This window comes from Kaistia terrae (assembly GCF_026344005.1).
Lineage (GTDB): Bacteria > Pseudomonadota > Alphaproteobacteria > Rhizobiales > Kaistiaceae > Kaistia > Kaistia terrae.
In genome coordinates this window covers 340,353-360,405 of the sequence record NZ_JAPKNH010000004.1, presented here as the reverse complement: position 1 = coordinate 360,405, position 20,053 = coordinate 340,353, and the positions used below count along the sequence as shown (strand labels likewise).

General features: G+C 63.8%; 21 protein-coding genes. 8 read left to right on the top strand and 13 right to left on the bottom strand.

Translation table 11 applies throughout. The features are described from left to right. Nucleotide 1: 1 nt before the first annotated feature. Nucleotides 2-751, bottom strand: a complete 750-nt coding sequence (locus OSH12_RS14165; RefSeq protein WP_266344213.1) for a GntR family transcriptional regulator — start codon at nucleotides 749-751, stop codon at nucleotides 2-4. A gap of 226 nt (nucleotides 752-977) precedes the next feature. On the opposite strand from OSH12_RS14165, the gene OSH12_RS14160 reads away from it, so the two are divergent. The 3 genes from OSH12_RS14160 (at nucleotide 978) to OSH12_RS14150 (ending at nucleotide 3,314) form a co-directional block, all read left to right on the top strand. After that, the gene (locus OSH12_RS14160) at nucleotides 978-1,481 is read left to right on the top strand and encodes a DUF3833 family protein (protein WP_266344212.1); all 504 of its coding nucleotides are present in this window, start codon (nucleotides 978-980) and stop codon (nucleotides 1,479-1,481) included. Between the two features lie 73 nt (nucleotides 1,482-1,554). Beyond that, on the top strand, nucleotides 1,555-1,953 hold the full coding sequence (locus OSH12_RS14155; protein WP_266344211.1) for a hypothetical protein: 399 nt from the start codon (nucleotides 1,555-1,557) through the stop codon (nucleotides 1,951-1,953). Further along, nucleotides 1,953-3,314 carry an MFS transporter gene (locus OSH12_RS14150; RefSeq protein WP_266344210.1) on the top strand — a complete coding sequence of 454 codons (1,362 nt, stop codon included), beginning with the start codon at nucleotides 1,953-1,955 and terminating at the stop codon, nucleotides 3,312-3,314. Before OSH12_RS14155 ends, OSH12_RS14150 begins: the two co-directional genes overlap by 1 nt. On the opposite strand, the gene OSH12_RS14145 is transcribed toward OSH12_RS14150, so the two are convergent. Genes OSH12_RS14145 through OSH12_RS14135 form a run of 3 tightly spaced genes read right to left on the bottom strand, consistent with a single transcriptional unit; the run spans nucleotide 3,315 to nucleotide 5,004 of the window. Beyond that, nucleotides 3,315-3,731: a DUF2177 family protein gene (locus OSH12_RS14145; protein ID WP_266344409.1), complete on the bottom strand. Its 417-nt coding sequence runs from the start codon at nucleotides 3,729-3,731 to the stop codon at nucleotides 3,315-3,317. A gap of 35 nt (nucleotides 3,732-3,766) precedes the next feature. After that, nucleotides 3,767-4,429, bottom strand: a complete 663-nt coding sequence (locus OSH12_RS14140; protein WP_266344209.1) for a ChrR family anti-sigma-E factor — start codon at nucleotides 4,427-4,429, stop codon at nucleotides 3,767-3,769. Beyond that, nucleotides 4,426-5,004, bottom strand: coding sequence for a sigma-70 family RNA polymerase sigma factor (locus tag OSH12_RS14135; RefSeq protein ID WP_266344208.1), 579 nt, complete (start codon nucleotides 5,002-5,004; stop codon nucleotides 4,426-4,428). Before OSH12_RS14135 ends, OSH12_RS14140 begins: the two co-directional genes overlap by 4 nt. A gap of 239 nt (nucleotides 5,005-5,243) precedes the next feature. On the opposite strand from OSH12_RS14135, the gene OSH12_RS14130 reads away from it, so the two are divergent. Genes OSH12_RS14130 through OSH12_RS14120 form a run of 3 tightly spaced genes read left to right on the top strand, consistent with a single transcriptional unit; the run spans nucleotide 5,244 to nucleotide 8,606 of the window. Continuing rightward, entirely contained in the window at nucleotides 5,244-6,596 is a 1,353-nt protein-coding gene (locus OSH12_RS14130) for an NAD(P)/FAD-dependent oxidoreductase (protein WP_266344207.1), read from the top strand. After that, the gene (locus OSH12_RS14125) at nucleotides 6,593-7,402 is read left to right on the top strand and encodes a DUF1365 domain-containing protein (protein WP_266344206.1); all 810 of its coding nucleotides are present in this window, start codon (nucleotides 6,593-6,595) and stop codon (nucleotides 7,400-7,402) included. Before OSH12_RS14130 ends, OSH12_RS14125 begins: the two co-directional genes overlap by 4 nt. Beyond that, a complete protein-coding gene (locus tag OSH12_RS14120; RefSeq protein ID WP_266344205.1) occupies nucleotides 7,389-8,606 on the top strand; it encodes an SAM-dependent methyltransferase in 1,218 nt (405 codons plus the stop codon). Before OSH12_RS14125 ends, OSH12_RS14120 begins: the two co-directional genes overlap by 14 nt. Nucleotides 8,607-8,626: 20 nt before the next feature. Here OSH12_RS14120 and OSH12_RS14115 read toward each other — a convergent pair whose 3' ends face one another. The 7 genes from OSH12_RS14115 to OSH12_RS14085 form a co-directional block, all read right to left on the bottom strand. Then, nucleotides 8,627-9,412 carry an SDR family NAD(P)-dependent oxidoreductase gene (locus tag OSH12_RS14115; RefSeq protein ID WP_323180654.1) on the bottom strand — a complete coding sequence of 262 codons (786 nt, stop codon included), beginning with the start codon at nucleotides 9,410-9,412 and terminating at the stop codon, nucleotides 8,627-8,629. A 143-nt stretch (nucleotides 9,413-9,555) separates the two neighbouring features. Further along, nucleotides 9,556-10,485 carry an electron transfer flavoprotein subunit alpha/FixB family protein gene (locus OSH12_RS14110; RefSeq protein WP_266344204.1) on the bottom strand — a complete coding sequence of 310 codons (930 nt, stop codon included), beginning with the start codon at nucleotides 10,483-10,485 and terminating at the stop codon, nucleotides 9,556-9,558. Between the two features lie 23 nt (nucleotides 10,486-10,508). Beyond that, a complete protein-coding gene (locus OSH12_RS14105; RefSeq protein WP_266344203.1) occupies nucleotides 10,509-11,258 on the bottom strand; it encodes an electron transfer flavoprotein subunit beta/FixA family protein in 750 nt (249 codons plus the stop codon). Nucleotides 11,259-11,343: 85 nt separating this feature from the next. Beyond that, the gene (locus OSH12_RS14100; protein ID WP_266344202.1) at nucleotides 11,344-12,204 is read right to left on the bottom strand and encodes a sugar phosphate isomerase/epimerase family protein; all 861 of its coding nucleotides are present in this window, start codon (nucleotides 12,202-12,204) and stop codon (nucleotides 11,344-11,346) included. A 10-nt stretch (nucleotides 12,205-12,214) separates the two neighbouring features. Then, nucleotides 12,215-13,363, bottom strand: coding sequence for a dihydrodipicolinate synthase family protein (locus OSH12_RS14095; protein ID WP_266344201.1), 1,149 nt, complete (start codon nucleotides 13,361-13,363; stop codon nucleotides 12,215-12,217). 9 nt (nucleotides 13,364-13,372) lie between these two features. Further along, complete coding sequence (locus OSH12_RS14090; RefSeq protein WP_266344200.1) at nucleotides 13,373-14,152, bottom strand: 3-ketoacyl-ACP reductase; 780 nt, start codon at nucleotides 14,150-14,152, stop codon at nucleotides 13,373-13,375. Then, nucleotides 14,149-15,294: an acyl-CoA dehydrogenase family protein gene (locus OSH12_RS14085; protein WP_266344199.1), complete on the bottom strand. Its 1,146-nt coding sequence runs from the start codon at nucleotides 15,292-15,294 to the stop codon at nucleotides 14,149-14,151. Before OSH12_RS14085 ends, OSH12_RS14090 begins: the two co-directional genes overlap by 4 nt. 207 nt (nucleotides 15,295-15,501) lie before the next feature. Here OSH12_RS14085 and OSH12_RS14080 point away from each other — a divergent pair, with 207 nt between their 5' ends. After that, nucleotides 15,502-16,518 (top strand): aldo/keto reductase, encoded by a 1,017-nt coding sequence (locus tag OSH12_RS14080; protein WP_266344198.1) that lies wholly within the window; start codon nucleotides 15,502-15,504, stop codon nucleotides 16,516-16,518. A 62-nt stretch (nucleotides 16,519-16,580) separates the two neighbouring features. Here the strand turns inward: OSH12_RS14080 and OSH12_RS14075 are convergent, their stop codons facing one another. Then, nucleotides 16,581-17,369 carry an enoyl-CoA hydratase/isomerase family protein gene (locus OSH12_RS14075; RefSeq protein WP_266344197.1) on the bottom strand — a complete coding sequence of 263 codons (789 nt, stop codon included), beginning with the start codon at nucleotides 17,367-17,369 and terminating at the stop codon, nucleotides 16,581-16,583. Beyond that, a complete protein-coding gene (locus OSH12_RS14070; RefSeq protein WP_266344407.1) occupies nucleotides 17,366-18,952 on the bottom strand; it encodes an acyl CoA:acetate/3-ketoacid CoA transferase in 1,587 nt (528 codons plus the stop codon). The genes OSH12_RS14075 and OSH12_RS14070 overlap by 4 nt, the downstream gene beginning before the upstream one ends. 226 nt (nucleotides 18,953-19,178) lie before the next feature. Here OSH12_RS14070 and OSH12_RS14065 point away from each other — a divergent pair, with 226 nt between their 5' ends. Next, complete coding sequence (locus OSH12_RS14065; protein WP_266344196.1) at nucleotides 19,179-19,997, top strand: aldo/keto reductase; 819 nt, start codon at nucleotides 19,179-19,181, stop codon at nucleotides 19,995-19,997. Nucleotides 19,998-20,053: the final 56 nt, after the last annotated feature.

Here is a 20,053-nt window from a genome sequence, read left to right as displayed (position 1 = left end):
ATCACTCGTCGTCGACGGCCTGAGCCTCGACCGCGATGGTGACGACATCGCTGCGCGCGAAGGAGCGGTGGAAATCGAAGGAGCGGCCGTCCTGCCCCCACGACGTCGAGCGGATCAGTAACACCGGCGCGCCAGACTTCAGCCCCAGGAGCTTCGCCGTCTCGGCCGACGCGCCAACCCCGGCCACCTCGCGCCGGGCGCCGTAGATCTTGTGGCCGGCCTCGCGCAGCGTGCGGTTTAGCGACTGCTTGCCTTCGAGCACCAAGGTGCCCTGCAGGGCGCTGCCGACATCGGCCGGCATGAAGTTGATCGAATGAACCGCAGGCTGGCCGTCCAGGCTGCGGACGCGCTCCAGCACGAAGCCGACCGTGCCGGCCGGCAAAGCCAGGGCATCGGCGGCATCTGTAGGCAGCGACTCCGACCCGCTGCGCAGCACCCGGGTCTCGACCGTCCGGCTATTGTCCATCTCGGTCTCGAGGAAGCCGCGCGTGACTTGAAGCATCCAGCCGGAATCGGCCTGCGACGCCACGAAGGCACCGCGCCGCGGCACCATCCGGATCCGCTTCTGCTCCTGCAAACTGCGCATCGTCTCGCGCACGGTCGAACGCGAGAGATCGAAGGTGCGGCAGAATTCGCTTTCCGATGGCAGCCTTTCGCCGGGCTGATATTCGCCACCGCGAATGCGGCCTTCAATGATGCGCCCGAGTTGGAGGTAATAAGGCTCAGCGGACATCCGGTCGATCGTAGTCATGCAAATCCTGTGCGCTTCGTACGGTCAAAGCGTACAGAAAATCCGCTCGAAATTCTAGGGTCGAGGCTTCGATCCAATTCACCATGAGGCCTATGCGGCCATGCACCCAACAGCTGCATAGTTAGGGCGGGGACGAGGTGAAATATGCCCTCTGGCCGCTGATCCAAGCGCGGGGACGACGCCGTATAAGCACCGATACCAGCGTGAACAGGACTGGAGCGGTGTTATGGAAAGCCGAAAATCGAGCCTCGTTTATGTGGCGGTGCTAACCTTGCTCATGGTGGCGCCGGTGAGTGCCAAAGATCTCTCGCTAGAAGACTATTTTGCCGGCAAGACCTCCGCTGTTGGCAGCTTCAGCGCGATCAATGGCGTGAAGCGCCAGTTCACGGTTGATCTCCGGGGCAAGTGGAACGGCCAGACCCTGACGCTGGTCGAAGACTTCGTCTATTCCGACGGCGAACGCGACCGCAAGACGTGGCGTTTCCGCAAAATCGCGCCAAACCAGTATCGCGGCACCCGCGAAGATGTCATCGGCGACACACTGGTAACCGTGACCGGCAATACGGCGCGCTTCACCTATCTCGTCGATCTGGATGCTGCCAGGAAGCGCAATCGCGTCCGTTTCCACGACACGATGACGCTGCAGGACAATGGCCGACTGATCAACAACGCCACGATCACAAAGTTCGGGCTGCCCGTCGCCAAAACCCGAGTCGAATTCAGCCGATGACACGCCGCCGCGCTGCCTGAGCGGACGCGTCGACGCGGTCAACATCGCCAAGGAAAGCGGGAGAGGATTTATCATGCCAGTTCCCCTCAGGAAGACCCTGTGGCTTGCCGCCATCGCGGCCGGATGCGCGGCGGCCGCGCCGGTATCGGCGGCGGAACTCAGCGGGCCCGAGATCAAGGCGCTGGTCGCCGGCAAGAAAGTTCGCCTGAGCACGCCGTTCGGCATCGCGCTGCCGCTCGAATATCGCAAGGACGGCGTGGTGCTTGGCGACGTGTCTGGCTTCTCGGTGGCACGAATGCTGGCGCCGAGTGAACAGGGGCGCTGGTGGATCGCCGGCAATTCGCTCTGCCAGAAATGGCCGACCTGGTATGAAGGGCGCCAGTTCTGCTTCAAGATCACATCGCTTGGCGGCGACAAGATTACCTGGCTGCGCGACGACGGCGCTTCCGGCACCGCCCGGATCGGGCCGTAGTGGCGCGCGACAAGAAGCCGGACGCAGGAAGGCCCGGACGCGCGGCGCTTGCAGCCTATGCCTTGCCGGCGGTGCCGCTCGCGGCGATCGCCTTGCCGCTCTATGTCATCGTGCCGACCTTCTACGCCGACCATCTCGGCCTCTCGCTGGCGGCGATCGGCACGGTGCTGCTGCTGATCCGCCTGTTCGATGCCGCGAGCGATCCCGTGATCGGCTGGCTGTCGGACCGGATCGCGCCGAAATTCGGCCGAAGGCGGACCGTCTTTCTCCTGTCGCTGCCCTTGACCGCGTTGTCCGCCTTCATGGTGTTCTGGCCGCCGAGCACGGCGGGAACCGGCTATCTCGCCTTCTGGGGTATCCTGCTTTCGATCGGCTATACGGCGACGCTGCTGCCCTACACTGCGTGGGGCGCCGAACTTTCGACCGATTATCGCGGCCGGTCGATCGTATCGGCCTTTCGCGAAGGCGCGACGCTGGTCGGCACGCTCATCGCGATCGTCTTGCCCTTCGCCGTTGGCATGGACCAGATCCACGGCTTTCACGGGTTGGCGGCCGTCGCCTTGCTCATTCTCGTGGCGCTTCCGGCCTTCGGGGTGGTCGCGGTCCGCGCCGTGCCGGAGCCGGCCAATCGCTCGACATCGCGGCTCTCTCTCCTCGACAGCCTGCGCTATCTCGTGCGCAATCGGCCTTTCGTCCGGCTAGTCGCAGCCTTTCTTCTGAACGGCTTCGCCAATTCGATTCCGGCGACCTTGTTCCTCTATTTCGTATCGGAACGGCTTGGTGCAGAGGCGCTGCGGGGGCCGCTGCTGTTCGCCTATTTCCTCTGCGGAATCGTTGGAGTACCGATCGCCGTCTGGGTGGCAGCTAGGGCCGGCAAGCATCGCAGTTGGTGCGGCGCGATGATCCTTGCCTGCATCGTCTTCTTCTTTTCCGGCTTTCTTGGCACAGGCGATATCGCCGCCTTCGCGGTTATCTGCGCGTTGACCGGGGTTCTGCTCGGCTTCGATCTCGCTTTGCCGCCGGCGATCCAGGCGGATGTCATCGATTGCGACACGGCACTTTCCGGCGAACAGCGCACCGGCGTCTATTTCGCCGCCTGGGGTCTCGCGACCAAGCTGTCGCTGGCGCTCGGCGTCGGTCTCGTCTTCCCCGTTCTCGCCTGGTCGGGTTTCGTGCCAGGAAGCAAGACGATCGTTCCGGACTTCGCCCTCGATACGCTGACGTTGCTTTATGCGTGGCTGCCGATCCTGCCGAAACTGGCGGCGATCGCCATCATGTGGAACTTTCCGCTCGGCCAGGAGGCGCAGATCGCGCTGCGCTCCCGCATCGACGCCGCCGCTCGGAACCCGAGCGGCGTTTGATCAGCCCCCGCTTCGGGCCGCCATCCATGTCGCGACGAGATAGCCGCTGGTGGCAGCGACAGCGCTCAGCGTTACGCCCCAGGACATATCGACGATACTGACGGATACGGACCAGTTCTTCAGCGTCGAGAGATTGGTCATGTCGTAGGTGCCATAGGCGACCAGGCCGAGCAGCGCCCCATTCAGCAGCGCCGTGGCCCAGCTTCCGGCGTGCACGGCCGGCAGTACGGCGAAATGGACGAGGCCGGCGACATAGACGAGATAGAAAAGCCCGGCGACGCCCAGATTGGGCTGGGCCAGCAGCAACTCGCCGATCCGGCTGCGGTAGAAGCCGGAAGCCATATTGGTGAGCCAGACGAAATCGAGCCCGAAGAACACCAGCGCGGTGCCCGCATAGGCAATGGCGAAGTTCAGCATGATGGCACTCTCGACATTACGGCTCACATCTTGGCTCAGATGCCCAGGATGGGCTGGATGGCGCGCACGAACCAGCTGCGGAAGCGAAGCGGCGCGTCGGTGACGGCAAGGCAGATGCAATCCTCGCCAGGCGTCGCGGTCGGCGTGTGCGTGAGGCTCGCATCCGCGTCCTCGATATCGCCGCGCGCGAACAGATCCTTGCCGTCGGCGAAGCTGCCGGAAAGCACGAGCGTCAGTTCGCGCCCGCCATGGCTGTGCTCCGGCACAGGCTTGCCGGCCGGGATCCGCAGCAGGCGGACCTGCGTCTCGGTATCGGCCGTCTGGATGCGGATCTGGGAGGCGCCGCGTCCAAGCGACCGCCAGCGCAATGTCTCGATGTCGCCGCCAACATAAGACCGCAGCGGCTCCGGCAGGCCGTCATAGCGCCGGGCGACGGGCGCCCCGCGCGGCGTCTCGACCGGCCGCGGAGGCGATTGGGCGATGCGGCGACGCATGGCTTCCCAGGACGAGTCTGTCTCGGGCGAGACCTCGGTTGCTTCGAGCAATTCGCCGCCTATGCCCTCGGCCAGAGCCAGGCGTTTCCGGCAGGCGGGGCAAAGCGCCAGATGCGTGGCGACTGCCAGGCTCCAGCCTTCGGCGAGACTGCCGGCGGCGTAGCTGACCAGAAGGTCGTCGCTCAGATGATGGCGGATGGTCACGACACGTCTCCATTCCGATCGAGCGCGGCGCGCAGCTTGACGAAGGCAAGGCGCAGGCGCGATTTCACCGTACCGAGCGGCATGTTGAGGCTGGTCGCGATGAAACTGTGCGTATGGTCCTCGAAGAAGGCGAGCTTCAGCAGCGCCACCTGCTCGTCCGGCAGGGTCGCCATTGCCTGATGCAATTGGACAGACACTTCCTGCGCCTCGAATATCTCGTCGGCGGGCGCGACATCGTCGGGCACAAAGGCTGGATCGTTCGGATCGAATTCCGGGCGCTTGTCGCGCCGGAAGGCGTCGACGCGCAAATTGCGGGCGATGGTGAAGATCCACGTCGAGGCGGCGCCCTTGGCCGGATCGAAGCGGTCCGCCTTGTTCCAGACCGCGATCATCGTTTCCTGCATCAGTTCTTCGGCCGCCTGACTGTCGCCGGCCAGTCGCGCCATATAGGCCTTCACGCGCGGCGCAAAGTGCCGAAACAGCAACTCGAACGCATCGACATCGCGTCGCGCCCCAACCGCGACAAGCAGCGCCGCCATGTTCGGCTTTGCGTCGTTTTCCGTCGGACGGCGCATCTCAACCATTCCCAACCTGCGATGAAGCGGCCCGGCGCGGCGCCACGGCGCCGCTACCATGGATTGTTTCTGCCACGCGGGTGCGGCGATGGGAATGAGCGCGATCATGCAGCTTCTACGCGGCAGGACAGCGAACGGATCATCGGCGCACGTTTTTTCGCCGCCGATGGATCCAGAACGACTTTCGCTCCGTATCAACAAGCAGGAATTGCATCGGCGCGAAAAGGCAGAACGTGCGAATGGAAGCCAAGGGCAAGCAACCGGGAACGGAACGCAGCGTCGCTGTTGTCGGCTCGGGAATATCCGGCATGTCCGCCGCCTGGCTGCTCAGTCGGACGATGCGCGTCACTCTCTATGAGAGCGAAGCGAGGCTCGGCGGCCACTCCAATACGGTTACGGTGCCGACCGCCAATGGCCCCATTCCTGTCGATACCGGCTTCATCGTCTATAACGAACGCAACTACCCGAACCTCGTCGCCCTGTTCCGCGAGATCGGCGTCGAGACTTCGGCCTCCGAAATGTCGTTCGCAGCCTCGCTCGATGGCGGCAAGCTCGAATATTCCGGCTCCGGCATCAACGGGTTGATGGGCCAGCGCGGCAATGTCGTGCGGCCGCGCTTCTGGCGGATGATGCGGGATATCCTGCGTTTCTACCGCGAGGCTCCCGGCCTGCTACCGCGCACCGATCTCGACGGGTTGACGCTTGGCGACTATCTCGACCGCAACCACTATTCGCCGGCCTTCGTCGAAGACCATCTGTTGCCGATGGGCGCTGCGATCTGGTCGATGACGGCGCGCGAAATGCGGGACTATCCGTTGCTCGCCTTCGTCCGCTTCTTTGCCAGCCATGGCCTGCTCAACCTCGTCGACCGGCCGGCATGGCGGACCGTAAAGGGGGGCAGCCGCGAATATGTCCAGCGCCTCAGCGCGCATTTCGCCGATGCGATCCGCCTCAAGACCCCGGTCGCCCGGATCACGCGCGAAGACAGCCGCGTCCTCATCACCGATGCCTCGGGCCATACCGACAGCTTCACCGATGTCGTCATCGCCACCCATGCCGACCAGGCACTGCGCCTGCTTGGCGATGCCGATGGGACGGAAAGATCCGTGCTCGGCGCCTTCCGCTATACCGATAATCTGGCCGTTCTGCATTCGGACGACAGGTTGATGCCGAAGCGCCGGCGCGTCTGGTCGAGCTGGAACTATATCGGCGAACGCCAGAGCGAAGGGGCGCAACCGCTCTGCGTCACCTACTGGATGAACCGCCTGCAAAATCTCGACAACCGGTATCCGCTGTTCGTGACGCTCAATCCGACCCGCGCCATCGATCCGGCCAAGACGATCGACAGCTTCCAGTATACCCATCCGCTGTTCGACCAGCCGGCGCTCGATGCGCAGAAGCAGCTCTGGCGACTGCAGGGCCGGCGCAACACCTGGTTCTGCGGGGCCTATTTCGGCTTCGGCTTCCATGAGGACGGCCTGCAGGCGGGCCTTGCCGCCGCCGAAGATCTCGCCGATGTGCGCCGCCCTTGGAATGTCGGCGATGAATCCGGCCGCATCACGCTGGCGCCGCGAAGCGAGGCAGCCGAATGAGCGGTCAATCCGCCCTGTTTCTCGGCGACGTAATGCATGCGCGGCTGCGGCCCCGCCGGCACAAGCTTCATTACCGAGTGTTCTCGCTGCTGCTGGATCTCGACGAACTGCCAGCCATCAGTACGGCGTCGCGGCTGTTCGGCCATAATCGCCGCGCCGTGCTCAGCTTCTGGGACAAGGACCATGGCGATGGCAGAACCGGAACACTGCGCGCCTGGATCGAGGCAAGGTTACTCGAGGCCGGGTGCTTTGAGGGCGGCATGAGTCTTCGCGTGCTCTGCTATCCGCGCATCCTCGGCTATGCGTTCAATCCGCTCACCGTCTATTTTTGCTATGCGCCCGGCGGCGCGTTGCGCGCCATTCTCTACGAAGTCTGCAACACGTTCGGTGAGCGCCACACCTATGTCATCGCCGTCGAGGGTGGGGAGACCGGTCCGGTCCGCCATGGCTGCGCCAAGGAACTGTACGTTTCGCCCTTCCTGCCGATGGCCTGCTTCTATCGCTTCCATATCGAGCCGCCTGGCGAGGCTATCCTGGTGCGAATCGACGAGTCCGACGCCGATGGTCCGGTGCTCGTCGCCTCCTTCGCCGGCAAGCGCCAGGCGATGACCGACCGCGCGCTGCTCGGCGCCCTGCTGCGCTACCCGCTGATGACCCTCAAGGTCATGGCCGGCATCCATTGGGAGGCCCTGCGCATCTGGCGCAAGGGCGTTCCGATCTATCGGCACCAGGCCGCCGCCCGACCTGTTGCCAGCACCATTGTCACGACCCGCTTCGAGGATGCGAGAACCCATGAGCCACGTTGAAGTGAAAGCGGTCCCGACCGGCCTCCTCACGCCGCTCTGGTCGCGTGTCCTTCGCGGCTGGGCGGACCGGATCGTCGCGGGAAAGCTGACGATCCAGTTTCCCGACGGCACCAGCCACACGGTCCACGGCGCACTTCCCGGCCCCAGCGCCAGCCTGACGGTGCGCAGCAGCAAGCTGCTTTGGCGGATCGCCAGCAGCGGCGACCTCGGCCTCGCTCGCAGCTACATCGAAGGCGACTGGGACACAGCCGATCTAGGCGCGCTGCTGGAACTCGGCCTTGCCAACGAGCAGGCCCTGCATTCGCTGCTCGAAGCGCCCGGCCTTGGCCGAGTTCTGGCCTATCTGCGCCATCGCCGCCGCGCCAATACCCGCGCCGGCAGCAAGCGCAACATCGCCTTCCACTACGATCTCGGCAATGATTTCTACCGGCACTGGCTCGACGAGACGATGACCTACTCGTCAGCCATCTTCGCCCACCCCGAGCAGTCCCTTGCCGAGGCCCAGCTCGAGAAATACGGCCGTGTCGTGCGCGAACTCGACCTTGGCATCGACGACCATGTGCTGGAGATCGGCTGCGGCTGGGGCGGCTTCGCGGAATTCGCCGCGCGCGAAACCGGATGCCGCATCACCTGCCTGACGCTGTCACGCGAGCAGGAGAAATTTGCCCGCGAACGCATCGCGGCGGCGGGGCTCGCCGACCGGGTCGAGATCCGGCTCGAGGACTATCGCGATTGCACCGGCCAGTTCGACAAGATCGTTTCGATCGAGATGTTCGAGGCGGTCGGCGAGGAAAATTGGGCGACCTATTTCGATGCCCTGCGCATGTTTCTGAAGCCAGGCGGGCGCGCCATGCTGCAGGTTATTACCATCGCCGAAGCAAGCTTCGAGGACTATCGGCGCAAAGCCGATTTCATCCAGACCTATATCTTTCCTGGTGGCATGTTGCCGTCGCAGACCGCCTTCGTGGCAGCGGCCTCCGCCTCAAAACTCGACCTCGTTGGCTCGCAATTCTTCGGCCGCGACTATGAGAAGACGCTGCTGATCTGGGACCAGGATTTCTCGGCCGCATGGCACCGCATCGAAACTCAGGGCTTCGATGCGCCGTTCAAGCGTATGTGGCACTACTATCTGCAATATTGCGCAGTTGGATTCCGCAACAGCAAGATCGATGTCGGCCAGTTTCTTCTTCGCCGCCCGAACTAGCTTTTTGAATTGAGATTAACTCAACGTATCATCCGGCGGGTTACTGCGAAAAACAGTGGCGCCGGCAGCCATGCGAGCAGCTTCAGCGATAGCGCCATTTTCCAGGGGAAGGCGATCTCGAAGCGGCGGGACTTCAATCCCGCCATGATGTGATCCACTGCTTCTTCGGCGGAAATCATGAACGGCATTGGGAAGTCGTTCTTTTGCGTGAGCGGCGTGTCGACGAAACCAGGATTGATCACGCTCAAACGCACGTTGCGGGCGGCGAGCTGGGGATAGAGCGCTTCGCACATGTTGATGAGAGCAGCCTTGGTCGCGCCATAGGCAACCGCACCCGGCAAGCCGACATACCCGACCACAGAGGCAACGACGGCGATGTGCCCTGCCCCACGCGCCAGCATCCGTGATAAGAGCGGCGCGAGACAATGGACGGTACCCATCAAATTGACATCAACCGTTGCACGAAACGCCGCGGCGTCGAATTGGTCCGCAGCGTCCCGGCTATACGACCCCGCGTTCAGAACAACGAGGTCGATCGGCCCCAAGCGATCCTCGATGAGGGCGACTGTGTTCAGCGTTGCTTCCGCATCCGTCACGTCGAGTGGAAATGGATGAATGCGATCGGGGGCCTCGGCAGCCAGTGTTTCCAGATCCCGAACTGTCCGGGCACTCACGGCGACGACCCAGCCATCGCTAGCAAGACGGAGAGCCAGAGCGCGGCCAATCCCGGAGCCTCCACCTGTAACCCACGCCAAGGGACTTCTATTCGTGCTGTCCCCTAAAGCCCTGTTCAATTGCTTATCCACGCCCGTGATCTCTCTCGCCTGATGCAGCCGCTAATGCTGATACGTGAGAGATCGAGTTTTGGTTTTGCAGCTGAGCTAAAGGCGGTCGTCCAATACCTCCAGTTCCTGCGTCTCTTCGGTGGACCCGCCAGATAGGAACGCCGTCAAAGCGCTTTTTCCAGTTCCGGAAGTGCCTCGAAGAGGTCGGCAACCAGGCCATAATCGGCGATCTGAAAGATTGGCGCGTCCACATCCTTGTTGATGGCGACGATGACCTTGGAATCCTTCATACCGGCGAGATGCTGGATCGCGCCGGAAATACCGACGGCGATATAGAGCTGCGGCGCGACGATCTTGCCGGTCTGGCCGACTTGCCAGTCGTTCGGCGCGTAGCCGGCATCGACAGCCGCGCGCGACGCGCCGACGGCAGCCCCGAGCTTGTCGGCGACGGGCAGGATCACCTCGTTGAACTTCTCCAGCGAGCCAAGCGCGCGCCCGCCGGAAATGATCACCCGGGCAGAGGCTAGCTCCGGCCGGTCCGAAATCGACGCTGTCTCGTCGACAAAGCTTGCGAGGCCGCGCTCGGCTACGGCGGCGACCGGCTCGATCGGCACCGCGGCGCCCCCGGCTGTGGCGGCAAAGGCGGCCGTACGCACCGTGATCACCCGAATGGCGTCCGTCGTCTGCACCGTCTGGATGGCATTTCCGGCATAGATCGGGCGCTTGAAAATGTCGGGCGCGAGCACCTCGATGATGTCGGAGACCTGCGCGACATCGAGCAACGCGGCGACGCGCGGCATCACGTTCTTGCCCGTCGAGGTGGCGGCTGCAAGGATGGTGTCATAACCGGGCGCCAGCGAGACGATCAGGTCGGCCAAGGGCTCGGCAAGCACGTGCTCGAAAGTGCCGCTGTCCGTCAGGAGCACCTTGGCGACACCGGCCAGCCTTGCCGCAGCCTCGGCAGCGGGACGCGCGTTCGGGCCGGCAACCAGAATATGCACATCACCGCCGATCTGCAGCGCTGCCGTCAGCGTCTTGGCGGTCTGGCCGGATAGACCGGCATGGTCGTGATCTGCGAGAAGAAGAATGGCCATGAGTTTATCCCTTCGCGCCAGACCTAGAGAACGCCGGCTTCTGTCTTGAGCTTATCGACGAGTTCGGCGACCGAGCCGACCTTGACGCCGGCGATGCGGCGGACTGGTTCTTCGGTCTTGAGGATCCGCAGACGCGCCGCGATGGCGACCCCGAAATCCGCCGGCGTCGTCTTCTCGAGCGGCTTCTTCTTTGCCTTCATGATATTGGGCAGCGAGGCGTAGCGCGGTTCGTTGAGGCGCAGATCCGTGGTGATGACGGCCGGCAGGCGGACCGAGACGGTCTGCAATCCGCCGTCAATCTCGCGTGTCACAGCGACTTGGCCATCGGCCAGTTCAACCTTCGAGGCGAAGGTGCCCTGCCCCCAGCCGAGGAGAGCGGCGAGCATTTGGCCGGTCTGATTGGAATCGTCGTCGATCGCCTGCTTGCCGAGGATGACGAGGCCCGGACTTTCTGCCTCGACGATTCCCTTCAAGATCTTGGCGATGGCGAGTGGTTCGACAGCGTCGTCGGTCTCGACGAGAATGGCGCGATCGGCGCCCATGGCGAGCGCGGTGCGCAGAGTCTCCTCGGCCTTGGCCGGACCGATCGAGACGACAACGACCTCCTCCGCCTTGCCGGCCTCCTTCAGCCGCAAGGCTTCCTCGACGGCGATCTCGTCGAAAGGGTTCATCGACATCTTCACATTTTGAAGGTCGACGCCCGAGCCGTCCGGCTTGACGCGAATCTTGACGTTGAAGTCGACCACCCGCTTGACGGGGACCAGGATTTTCATCGGGTTACCTCTTCATCGACAGCAGCCGCTTCGGCCAACCGCCTCTCGGGATCTGGGCCGAAAAGGCCCGCGCCTCGTCCTCCGCTCAGCAGAGCGTCCGGAACCGTTCCACGCAAACATCCAGCACCTCGGCCGGGTCGCGTTTCCACCAATTGCCGGCGGAGAACACCTCCACCTCGCAAAGCCCGGCATAGCCGGCATCCTCGACGGCGCGGCGCAGCCCCTTCAGATCGGCGACACCGTCGCCCATCATGCCGCGATCGAGCAGGACGTCGCTGGTATCGGCGAGCCAGTCGCAAAGGTGGAAGCCGGCGATCCGTTCGCCGCCTAGCCGTCGAAGCTCGGCCGCCAGCGAGAGGTCCCACCAGACGTGATAGACGTCGATGGCGACCGCGATCGCCGGATGGTCGATTGCTTCAACCATGTCGACGGCATCGCGCACCGTCACCAGACAAGACCGATTACCGCCATAGACCGGATGCAATGGCTCCAGCGCCAATTTCACCCCCGCCATGTCGGCGCGCGGCGCGGCTTTGGCGACGATTTCGGTGACGCGCTTGAGGCTTTCGCTAATCGAATGCGTGCCCTCGACAACGCCGCCGACGCAGATGGTCAAGGACGCCGCACCGAGATCGGCCGCCATGTCGATCGAGGCATGGAGATCATCGAACATCGCCGTTTCCGGCTTTGGCGCCAGAGGGCCGACGAGGAAGGGCGTCCGGCACAACCCCGGAACGGCCAGTCCGGCCGCCCGCGCCCGCTCGCCGATTTCAACGGCGCGCGAACCGATCTCGCGCCGCCAGAATACGATGCCGCCATACCCGCGCTCGGCGCAGGCATCGATCGTCCGCTCCGGCGACCAGCCCGCGCCTTGCCCCTCGACATTATGGCCAAGGGTTGCCGTGTTCAGCGCCAATGCCGAGTGGTCCTGCGAGAAGTCGCGCACGATCCTGCCCTCAGACGCCGTAAACAGTAAGCAACGAGCGCATCCGCGCTACGGCAAGGTTTGGGTCGCGCAGCAGCCCGCATTGATCGGCAAGCCGGAATATCTCGGTGAAATAGGGCAAGGGCCGCATTGCCTGTGCGCCGTTCAACATGACGAAATGCTTCTGAAAGCCATTCAGCCAGGCAAGGAAGACGACGCCGGTCTTGTAGTATTGCGTCGGTGCGCGAAAAATCAGCCGAGCCAACGGCACCGTCGGATCGAGGACTTCGCGAAATCCGGCCGTGTCGCCGGCGCTCAGCCGCGACATCGCATAGGCGGCGGCCGGTCCGAGCGGATCGAAGATGCCGAGCAGTGCGTGCGAATAGCCTTGCGCGTCGCCCTCGATCAGTTCCGGATAGTTGAAATCATCGCCGGTATACATCTTGACGCCTGCTGGCAGGCGGCGACGCATGTCGATCTCCTTCTGCTTGTCGAGCAGCGAGATCTTGATGCCGTCCACCTTGGCCGGGCTTTCCGCGATCACGGCGAGCGCGGTTTCCATCGCGGCCTCGAACGAATCCGCGCCCCAATAGCCCGCGAGTGCCGGATCGAACATGTCTCCGAGCCAGTGCAGGATCACCGGCTTGTCGCAGAGCGCCAGTGTGTCGCGATAGATATCGAGATAGTCCTGCGGACCCTTGGCGACCTTGGCCAGGGCGCGGCTTGCCATCAGTATGATGCGGCCATCGACCTTCTGGATCGCCTCGATCTGCTCGGCATAGGCGCGGCGGACATCGTCCAAGTTCCGCGCATCCTTCGGGTCGAGATGATCGGTGCCGGCGCCGTTGAAAACCAACGCGTCGGGGATTTCCCGCTTGGTGCGCTGGATCAGTTCGAGCGCGCCGCCCCAGTCGAGCCCCATGCCGCGCTGCGCCGTGTCCATGGCCTCGGCAATGCCAAGCCCGAGATCGGCGAGATGACGGCGAAACGCCATCGTCGCGTCCCAGTCAATCGAGGCCGGACCAGAGGGATCTCGCGCCGTAAAGGGATCGGCGACGACGTGGGCTGCCGAAAATACCGTGCGGTTGAAATCGCGCGAGAAGGACGCGGTCTCGATCGGCTTGCCGACGAGCGTGTAGCCCGTGAGACGACCGTTTGGATCGGGAAGCTGGATGTCCATCGAAGATCCTCAGAAGCGGGAAACGAGCATGCCGGCATCGGCGGAAATGACCTGGCCGGTGGTGTAGGGCAGCGAGCCCTCCGCCAGCGTTGCGACGACCCGACCGAGATCCTCCGGCTGGCCCATGCGCGGCAAAAGCGTCAACCCTTCCTCCAGGATGCGACGCTGATAGGTCTCGGTCACGGCGCGCGTCATGTCGGTCTCGATCAGGCCGGGCTGAACGTCGTAGACCGCGATGTTCTCGGCGCCGAGGCGCACGGCGAAGACCTTTGAAATCATCGCGGCGGCGGCCTTGGAGGCGCAATATTCGCCGCGCTGGACGGCGACAGCCGTCGCATTCGACGACGTGACGTTGACGATGCTGTAGAAGCGGCCATCGTCGCGGTTGCGCGACAGCAGCCGGCGTGCAAACGCCTGCGTCAGGAAGAAATGCGCCTTGGCGTTGATCGCCATGCAGCGGTCATAGCTTTCCTCGGTGACCTCCAGAAGGTCGCCCCGCGAGATCACGCCGACACCGGCATTGTTGACCAGCGTGCTGAGCGGCCCGAGGGCGGTTTCGGCCCGATCCAGCAGCGCCGCGTGACCGGCAAGGTCACTGACATCGCCCGGCAGCCTGACGACGCGAACGCCGGCTTTCGCGATAAGGTCCGCGGCCTTCCCTAGTTCCTCGCTGTCCGTCAGCCCGTTCAGGGCGATATCGAACCCGCTCGCGGCGAGCGCCTTGGCGATGCCGAGGCCGATGCCACGGCTCGCGCCGGTGACAAGCGCAGCCTGTCGTGCCCCGGTCATCCGCGCGCTCCATGCTTGACCAGTTCGCGCGCAATGATCATGCGCTGGATCTGGTTGGTGCCCTCATAGATCTGCGTGATCTTCGCGTCGCGGTAGAGCCGCTCGACCTCGAAGCCGCGAATGTACCCGCTGCCGCCGAAGATCTGCACGGCGTCGGCGGTACGCGCCACCGCCATGTCGCCAGCAAAGCACTTCGCCATCGAGCAGGCCTTGGTGGCGTTCTCGCCGCGATCGATCTTCACCGCCGCGCTCTGGACCAGAAGCCGCGCCGCCTCGATATCCTTGGCCATGTCGGCCAGCAGCCATTGCACGCCCTGGAAATCCGCGATCTTGGCGTTGAACTGCTTGCGCTGCTGGGCATAGTCGAGCGCCGCCTCAAGCCCGGCCTGGCCGATGCCGACGGCGAGCGAACCGATGCCGACGCGCCCTTTGTCGAGCACGCTCATCATCATGTGGAAGCCGCGCCCCTCCTCGCCGAGCAGCGCTTCGGGCGGCAGCATCACATCGCTGAAATTGAGCGCGCCGACCTGGCTCGCTCGCTGGCCCATCTTGTGTTCCTTCGGGCCACGCTCGACGCCCTTGGCGTTCAAATCGACGATGAAGATGCTCATGCCGCGATGGCCGGCATTCTTGTCGGTGCGCGCCAGCACGAAGCCGATATCGGCGACCGGCGCGTTGTGGATCCAGATCTTGCCGCCATTGAGCTTCCAGCCGGCGCCATCACGATCTGCCGTGGTGCGCAGGCCGGAAAGATCACTGCCGGCCTCGGCCTCGGTCAGGCAATAGGCGACCTTGGTTTTGGCCGACATCACCGGCTTCAGCCACTGCGCCTGCTGCTCGGCCGTGCCGTGGCGCACCAGAAGCGTCGAGATCAACTCGACGAGGCCGCACTGGTCGGCGACCGAGGCATAGCCTCGCGAAAGCTCTTCCATGACGAGCGCGTAGGCCAGCGTGTCGAAGCCTGGCCCGCCTAGCGCTTCGGGAACACCGATGCCAAACAGGCCGAGATCGCCCATCTGCTCAAAAATCTCGCCAGGAAAGCGCTCGTCGCGATCGAGATCGACGGCGACCGGCCGGATGACCTCATCAGCGAACTGGCGAGCCATGTCGCGAACCTGCTCGTGCGTCTCCGTCACATACATCTGAACTGGCCTCTAATGTAACTATCTAGTTACTGGCTATCATCGGTCCTGCATCCGGTCAAGCGGCCCGGCGTACCGGATTGTCCGACGCCGCCGGGCGAGAGCGTCCGGACAGTCGCAAAGACGACGAGAAGTGCCGGCCGGGGCCTTGCCATTGCCCGATGAATTAAATAACTAAATAGTTACTTTTCTTGAGGGAGGAAGTCCATGCAGCCATCCAAGCGGGTCAAGTTCGGCCGAAGCGATCTGGAAGTGACGCCGTTCGCCTTCGGCACGGCGCCGATCGGCAATTTTGCGCGACCCATCGACGAAGCGACGTCCGACGGTATGATCCAGACCGCCTGGGATGCCGGCGTCCGCTACTACGACACCGCGCCGATGTACGGCCACGGCCTGTCTGAATTGCGCTGTGGCCACTCGCTGCGCTGGAAGGAACGCGACGATTTCGTGCTTTCGACGAAGGTCGGGCGGCTCTTGAAGCCGAAGAAGCGCTCCGAAATCGATTTTTCGCCCTGGAGCAACGCCGCCGCCAACGAGTTGGTGTTCGACTATTCCTATGACGGCACGATGCGCTCGTTCGAAGACTCGCTGCAGCGCCTGTCGCTCGAACGCATCGACATCTGCTTCATCCACGACATCGATGTGTTTACCCGCGGCGCCGAGCAGCCCGAGGTTTTCCGCATGGCGATGGACGGCGCATGGAAGGCGCTTTCCCGGCTGCGCGACGAGGGCGTCGTCAAGGCGATCGGCATCGGCGTCAATGAGTGGGAGGTCTGCTACGAGGCCTTGCAGCAGCGCGATTTCGACTGCTTCCTGCTCGCCGGCCGCTACACGCTGCTGGAGCAGGAATCGCTCGACAAATTCCTGCCGCTCTGCGTCGAGCGGAATGCGGCGGTCGTCATCGGCGGCGGCTTCAATTCGGGGATTCTCGCGACCGGGGCGATCGAGGGCGCCCGCTACAACTATGCCGCCGCCCCGGCCGAAATCCTCGACCGCGTTCGAAAAATCGAGTTGGTCTGCCACGAGTACAACGTGCCGCTGCCGGCGGCCGCGATGCAGTTCGTCACCGCTCATCCGGCGATACCGTCCTTCATCGCCGGCACCCGCACGGTCGAGCAATTGCAGAAGAACCTAGACTGGTTCAGCCACGAGATTCCGGCCGCGTTCTGGGCGGAACTGAAGAAGCAGGGCCTGCTGCGCGAAGACGCGCCGACACCGGCCTGACGCAAAAGAAAGACCCGCGCCGTTTTCCGGCGCGGGTCTTTGACCTGAACTAAGACCGAGTGTCAGCGTCCAGAAAAGTCCGGCCTGCGCTTGGCGCGGAAGGCGGCGACACCCTCGGCGAGATCCTCGGTCGAGGCGGCGAACATACCGGCCAGCGCTTCGAGCACCCGCTCGCGCTCCTCGCCCTCGGCGGCATTAATCAGCATTTTGGTCAGTTCGGTCGCGATCGGCGCGCGCTCGCACACCTGTCCCGCCAAACGCCGCGCTTCCGCCATGCCTTCGCCGGTCGGCACCACAATGTCGACCAGACCCATCTGCCTGGCCGCTTCAGCGGGAAAGACCTCGCCGAACAGCGCCATCCGGCGAATGACCGAGGCACCAAAACGGCGCACCGCGCGCTGCGTGCCGGACCAGCCGGGAATGATACCGAGCCCGGTCTCCGGCAGGCCGAGCTTCGCATGGCTTTCGGCAATGCGCAGATCCGCCAAAGCTGCGAGTTCCAGCCCGCCGCCAAGGGCATGGCCGTTGAGCACGGCGATGACCGGCTGGCGCAACCGCGCCAGCGCATCGAACACAACGTGACCCTCGCGCAGCCAGAACCGGCCGAACTCGAGCGCCGATTTCTCGCTCCAGCCGCCGATATCGCCGCCCGCGGAAAAGGCCTTGCCCCCCTCCCCTGTAAGGATGACGACGCGGATGGTCTCGTCGCGATCGATGCGCCGGCAGAGCACGCCGAGTTCTTCGATCACCCCCTCGTCGAGCGCGTTCAGCCTTTCGGGCCTCGCCAGCGTCAGGATGGCGACGGCGCCATCCTGCGCGAACCGCACCGGAGGTTCCGCCGCGCCGGTCATGCGGCGTCCCGGACCGGATGCAACCCGACCTTCTCCGGATGGAAGAGCGCGACATCCATCAGCTTGAGATTCGGCGCAATCTTGAGCGGCGTCTCGGCGCGCTCCAACACGTCCCTGCGGAGGTCGATGCCCGGCGCCACTTCCGTCACCATCAGCCCTTCCGGCGTCAGCGTCATGACGCAGCGCTCGGTGACATAGGTGACGTCCTGCCCCTGCGCCACGGCGCGCTGGCCGGAGAAGGAGATGTGCTCGACCGCGTCGACGATCTTCGCCACCTTGCCCTCCTTGTCGATCGCCAGCTTGCCGTCGTGGATGGAGAATTTGGCCCCGGCGTTGAAGTAGCCGGAAAAGACGATCTTTCGCGCCCGAGAGGTGATGTCGACAAAGCCGCCGGCGCCCGCCGTCACATGCGGCCTGGCCGAAAGCTGCGAGACATTGACCGAGCCATGCCGGTCTATCTGCAGGAAGGACAGCAGCGACGCATCGAAGCCCCCGCCCTGGAAATAGGCGAACTGGTGCGGCGAGGCGACGAAGGCCTCGGCGTTGGACGAGCAGCCGAACTTGAAATCAAGCAGAGGAATACCGCCGACCGCGCCCTGCTCGATCACCCAGGTAATGTCGCCATGCCGTCCTTCCTCCAGGAAGATGCGCGGCACGTTGGCGGAGATACCGAAGCCGATATTAACGGCCCAACCGGGCTGCAATTCCTGCGCGACGCGCCGGGCGATCACCTTGGCGACGTCGAAGGCCGGCAGGCTGAACGTGTCGAGCGGGCGGAACAATTCGCCCGAAATAGCAGGGTCATATTCGGTCGCCGTCGTCTGTAACTGGTCCGGCACCTCGACGATGTAATCGACGAGGATGCCCGGCACGCGGACATCGTGCGGGCGCAGTGTACCCGCCTGGGCAACGCGCTTCACCTGCGCGATGACAATGCCGCCGCTATTGTGACCGGCGAGCGCCAGTTCCATCGCACCGAGATAAGCGCCTTCATGCTCGAAGGTCAGGTTGCCGCGCTCGTCGGCCGTACTGGCGCGGATGATCGCGACATCCGGCTGCATCGACGGGAAATACAGCCATTCCTCGCCGGCGAACTGAACTTTGCTGACGACCGGCTTGGCGCGGGCGCGCTCGTTCATCGCGCAGCCCTGATTGTCCGGGTCGACGAAGGTATCGAGGCCGACCTTGGTTAGAACGCCTGGCCGCTTCGAGGCGCCTTCGCGAAGGATGTCGAACAGCACGCCGCTCGGGACGTTGTAGGCGGCGATCTCGTTGCGGCCGAGCATTTGCCAGATCAGCGGCGGCTCGGCCGAGGACGGGCCGGAGGGATAGGATCCGCCGATTATGGTCGAGATCAGGCCCGGCTGCGCCAGATGATCGACGCCCTTGGTGCCGAACATGTCGCCGGCGGCGATCGGGTGGATCGTCGTCAGCCCGCGCGGCGCGCCTTCGTTGCGATAGCGTTCGCCGATCGCCGCCAGCACCGCATCGGGACAGGCGAGACCGCTCGACGAATTCACAGCGACGATGGCCCCGTCCCGGATCAGGGCCGCCACTTCGGATGCGGCTCGCAACTTGGACATCATTCCTCCGTACATTCAATTAAGTAACCAGTTGGTTATTACCTTAAAAATTCCAAAGGCGCGCCGCAAGAGGCAAAATGTCCTGTCCGCTTTCGCATCGGCCGGACGAACCCGGACTTGATCCCATAAAAGCGGGATAGAGGCTGAATTTCCACGAGGCTTGAACGCCTTCCGACTTCGGATATAGTAAGTAACTAATTAGTTATAAATTGAGGGGAGACGACCAATGAATCTGTATTTCCAGAAAGCCTACCAGCGCTCGTTCGGCACATTTCCGTTGACAGGAGACACGCTGACCAACGCTGTCGCCGATGCGGCCAAGGTCGGCTATCGCGCCTTCGATACGGCGCAGATGTACAATAACGAGGCGGAAGTCGGCGCTGCGATTGCCGCGCTGGGCCTTCCGCGCGAAGAGGTTTGCGTCACCACGAAGGTCCACCCCGACAATTTCACCGATGCGCTCTTCCTTGCCTCGGTAGAATCGAGCCTGAAGAAGCTCGGCCTCGACCGCGTCGACGCGCTGCTGCTGCACTGGCCAGCCTATGATGGTGACAATGCCACGTCACTCCGCCTGCTGCAAAAGGCGAAGCGCCAGGGGCTCGCCGACCATATCGGGATCTCCAATTATACCGCGAAGATGATGCGCGACGCGGCCGCTCTGCTCGATGAGCCGATCATCACCAACCAGGTCGAGTTTCACCCGCTGCTCGACCAGTCGATCTTGCTGAAGGCGGCGACGGAGACCGGCATCCCCCTCTCCTCTTACTGCTCGGTGGCGCGCGGCGAAGTGTTCAAATATCCGCTCTTCGCAGATATCGGCGCCCCCTACGGCAAGACGGCGGCCCAGACCGTGCTGCGCTGGATTTTGCAGAAGGGCGTGCCGATCAACACCATGTCGACCAAGCCGGACAACATCCGCGCCAATTTCGACGTGATGGATTTCACGCTCTCCAGCATCGACATGGACCGCATCGATGCGATGCGCGCGACCGGCTATCGCTGCGTCGACAAGGCAAAGGTGCCGACCGCTCCCGAATGGGACTGAACCGTTCTCCAAAGAAAAGCGGCGCTCCTTGGAGCGCCGCAGTCGGGAGGGTCGGG

What these genes read in the sequence shown, in the direction of transcription:
- OSH12_RS14095 (WP_266344201.1), bottom strand. Translation starts at nt 13,363, where the DNA reads ATGGACATCCAGCTTCCCGATCCAAACGGTCGTCTCACGGGCTACACG.
- OSH12_RS14130 (WP_266344207.1), top strand. Translation starts at nt 5,244, where the DNA reads ATGGAAGCCAAGGGCAAGCAACCGGGAACGGAACGCAGCGTCGCTGTT.
- OSH12_RS14105 (WP_266344203.1), bottom strand. Translation starts at nt 11,258, where the DNA reads ATGAAAATCCTGGTCCCCGTCAAGCGGGTGGTCGACTTCAACGTCAAG.
- OSH12_RS14125 (WP_266344206.1), top strand. Translation starts at nt 6,593, where the DNA reads ATGAGCGGTCAATCCGCCCTGTTTCTCGGCGACGTAATGCATGCGCGG.
- OSH12_RS14075 (WP_266344197.1), bottom strand. Translation starts at nt 17,369, where the DNA reads ATGACCGGCGCGGCGGAACCTCCGGTGCGGTTCGCGCAGGATGGCGCC.
- OSH12_RS14080 (WP_266344198.1), top strand. Translation starts at nt 15,502, where the DNA reads ATGCAGCCATCCAAGCGGGTCAAGTTCGGCCGAAGCGATCTGGAAGTG.
- OSH12_RS14085 (WP_266344199.1), bottom strand. Translation starts at nt 15,294, where the DNA reads ATGTATGTGACGGAGACGCACGAGCAGGTTCGCGACATGGCTCGCCAG.
- OSH12_RS14145 (WP_266344409.1), bottom strand. Translation starts at nt 3,731, where the DNA reads ATGCTGAACTTCGCCATTGCCTATGCGGGCACCGCGCTGGTGTTCTTC.
- OSH12_RS14090 (WP_266344200.1), bottom strand. Translation starts at nt 14,152, where the DNA reads ATGACCGGGGCACGACAGGCTGCGCTTGTCACCGGCGCGAGCCGTGGC.
- OSH12_RS14120 (WP_266344205.1), top strand. Translation starts at nt 7,389, where the DNA reads ATGAGCCACGTTGAAGTGAAAGCGGTCCCGACCGGCCTCCTCACGCCG.
- OSH12_RS14160 (WP_266344212.1), top strand. Translation starts at nt 978, where the DNA reads ATGGAAAGCCGAAAATCGAGCCTCGTTTATGTGGCGGTGCTAACCTTG.
- OSH12_RS14065 (WP_266344196.1), top strand. Translation starts at nt 19,179, where the DNA reads ATGAATCTGTATTTCCAGAAAGCCTACCAGCGCTCGTTCGGCACATTT.
- OSH12_RS14155 (WP_266344211.1), top strand. Translation starts at nt 1,555, where the DNA reads ATGCCAGTTCCCCTCAGGAAGACCCTGTGGCTTGCCGCCATCGCGGCC.
- OSH12_RS14070 (WP_266344407.1), bottom strand. Translation starts at nt 18,952, where the DNA reads ATGTCCAAGTTGCGAGCCGCATCCGAAGTGGCGGCCCTGATCCGGGAC.
- OSH12_RS14135 (WP_266344208.1), bottom strand. Translation starts at nt 5,004, where the DNA reads ATGCGCCGTCCGACGGAAAACGACGCAAAGCCGAACATGGCGGCGCTG.
- OSH12_RS14165 (WP_266344213.1), bottom strand. Translation starts at nt 751, where the DNA reads ATGACTACGATCGACCGGATGTCCGCTGAGCCTTATTACCTCCAACTC.
- OSH12_RS14110 (WP_266344204.1), bottom strand. Translation starts at nt 10,485, where the DNA reads ATGGCCATTCTTCTTCTCGCAGATCACGACCATGCCGGTCTATCCGGC.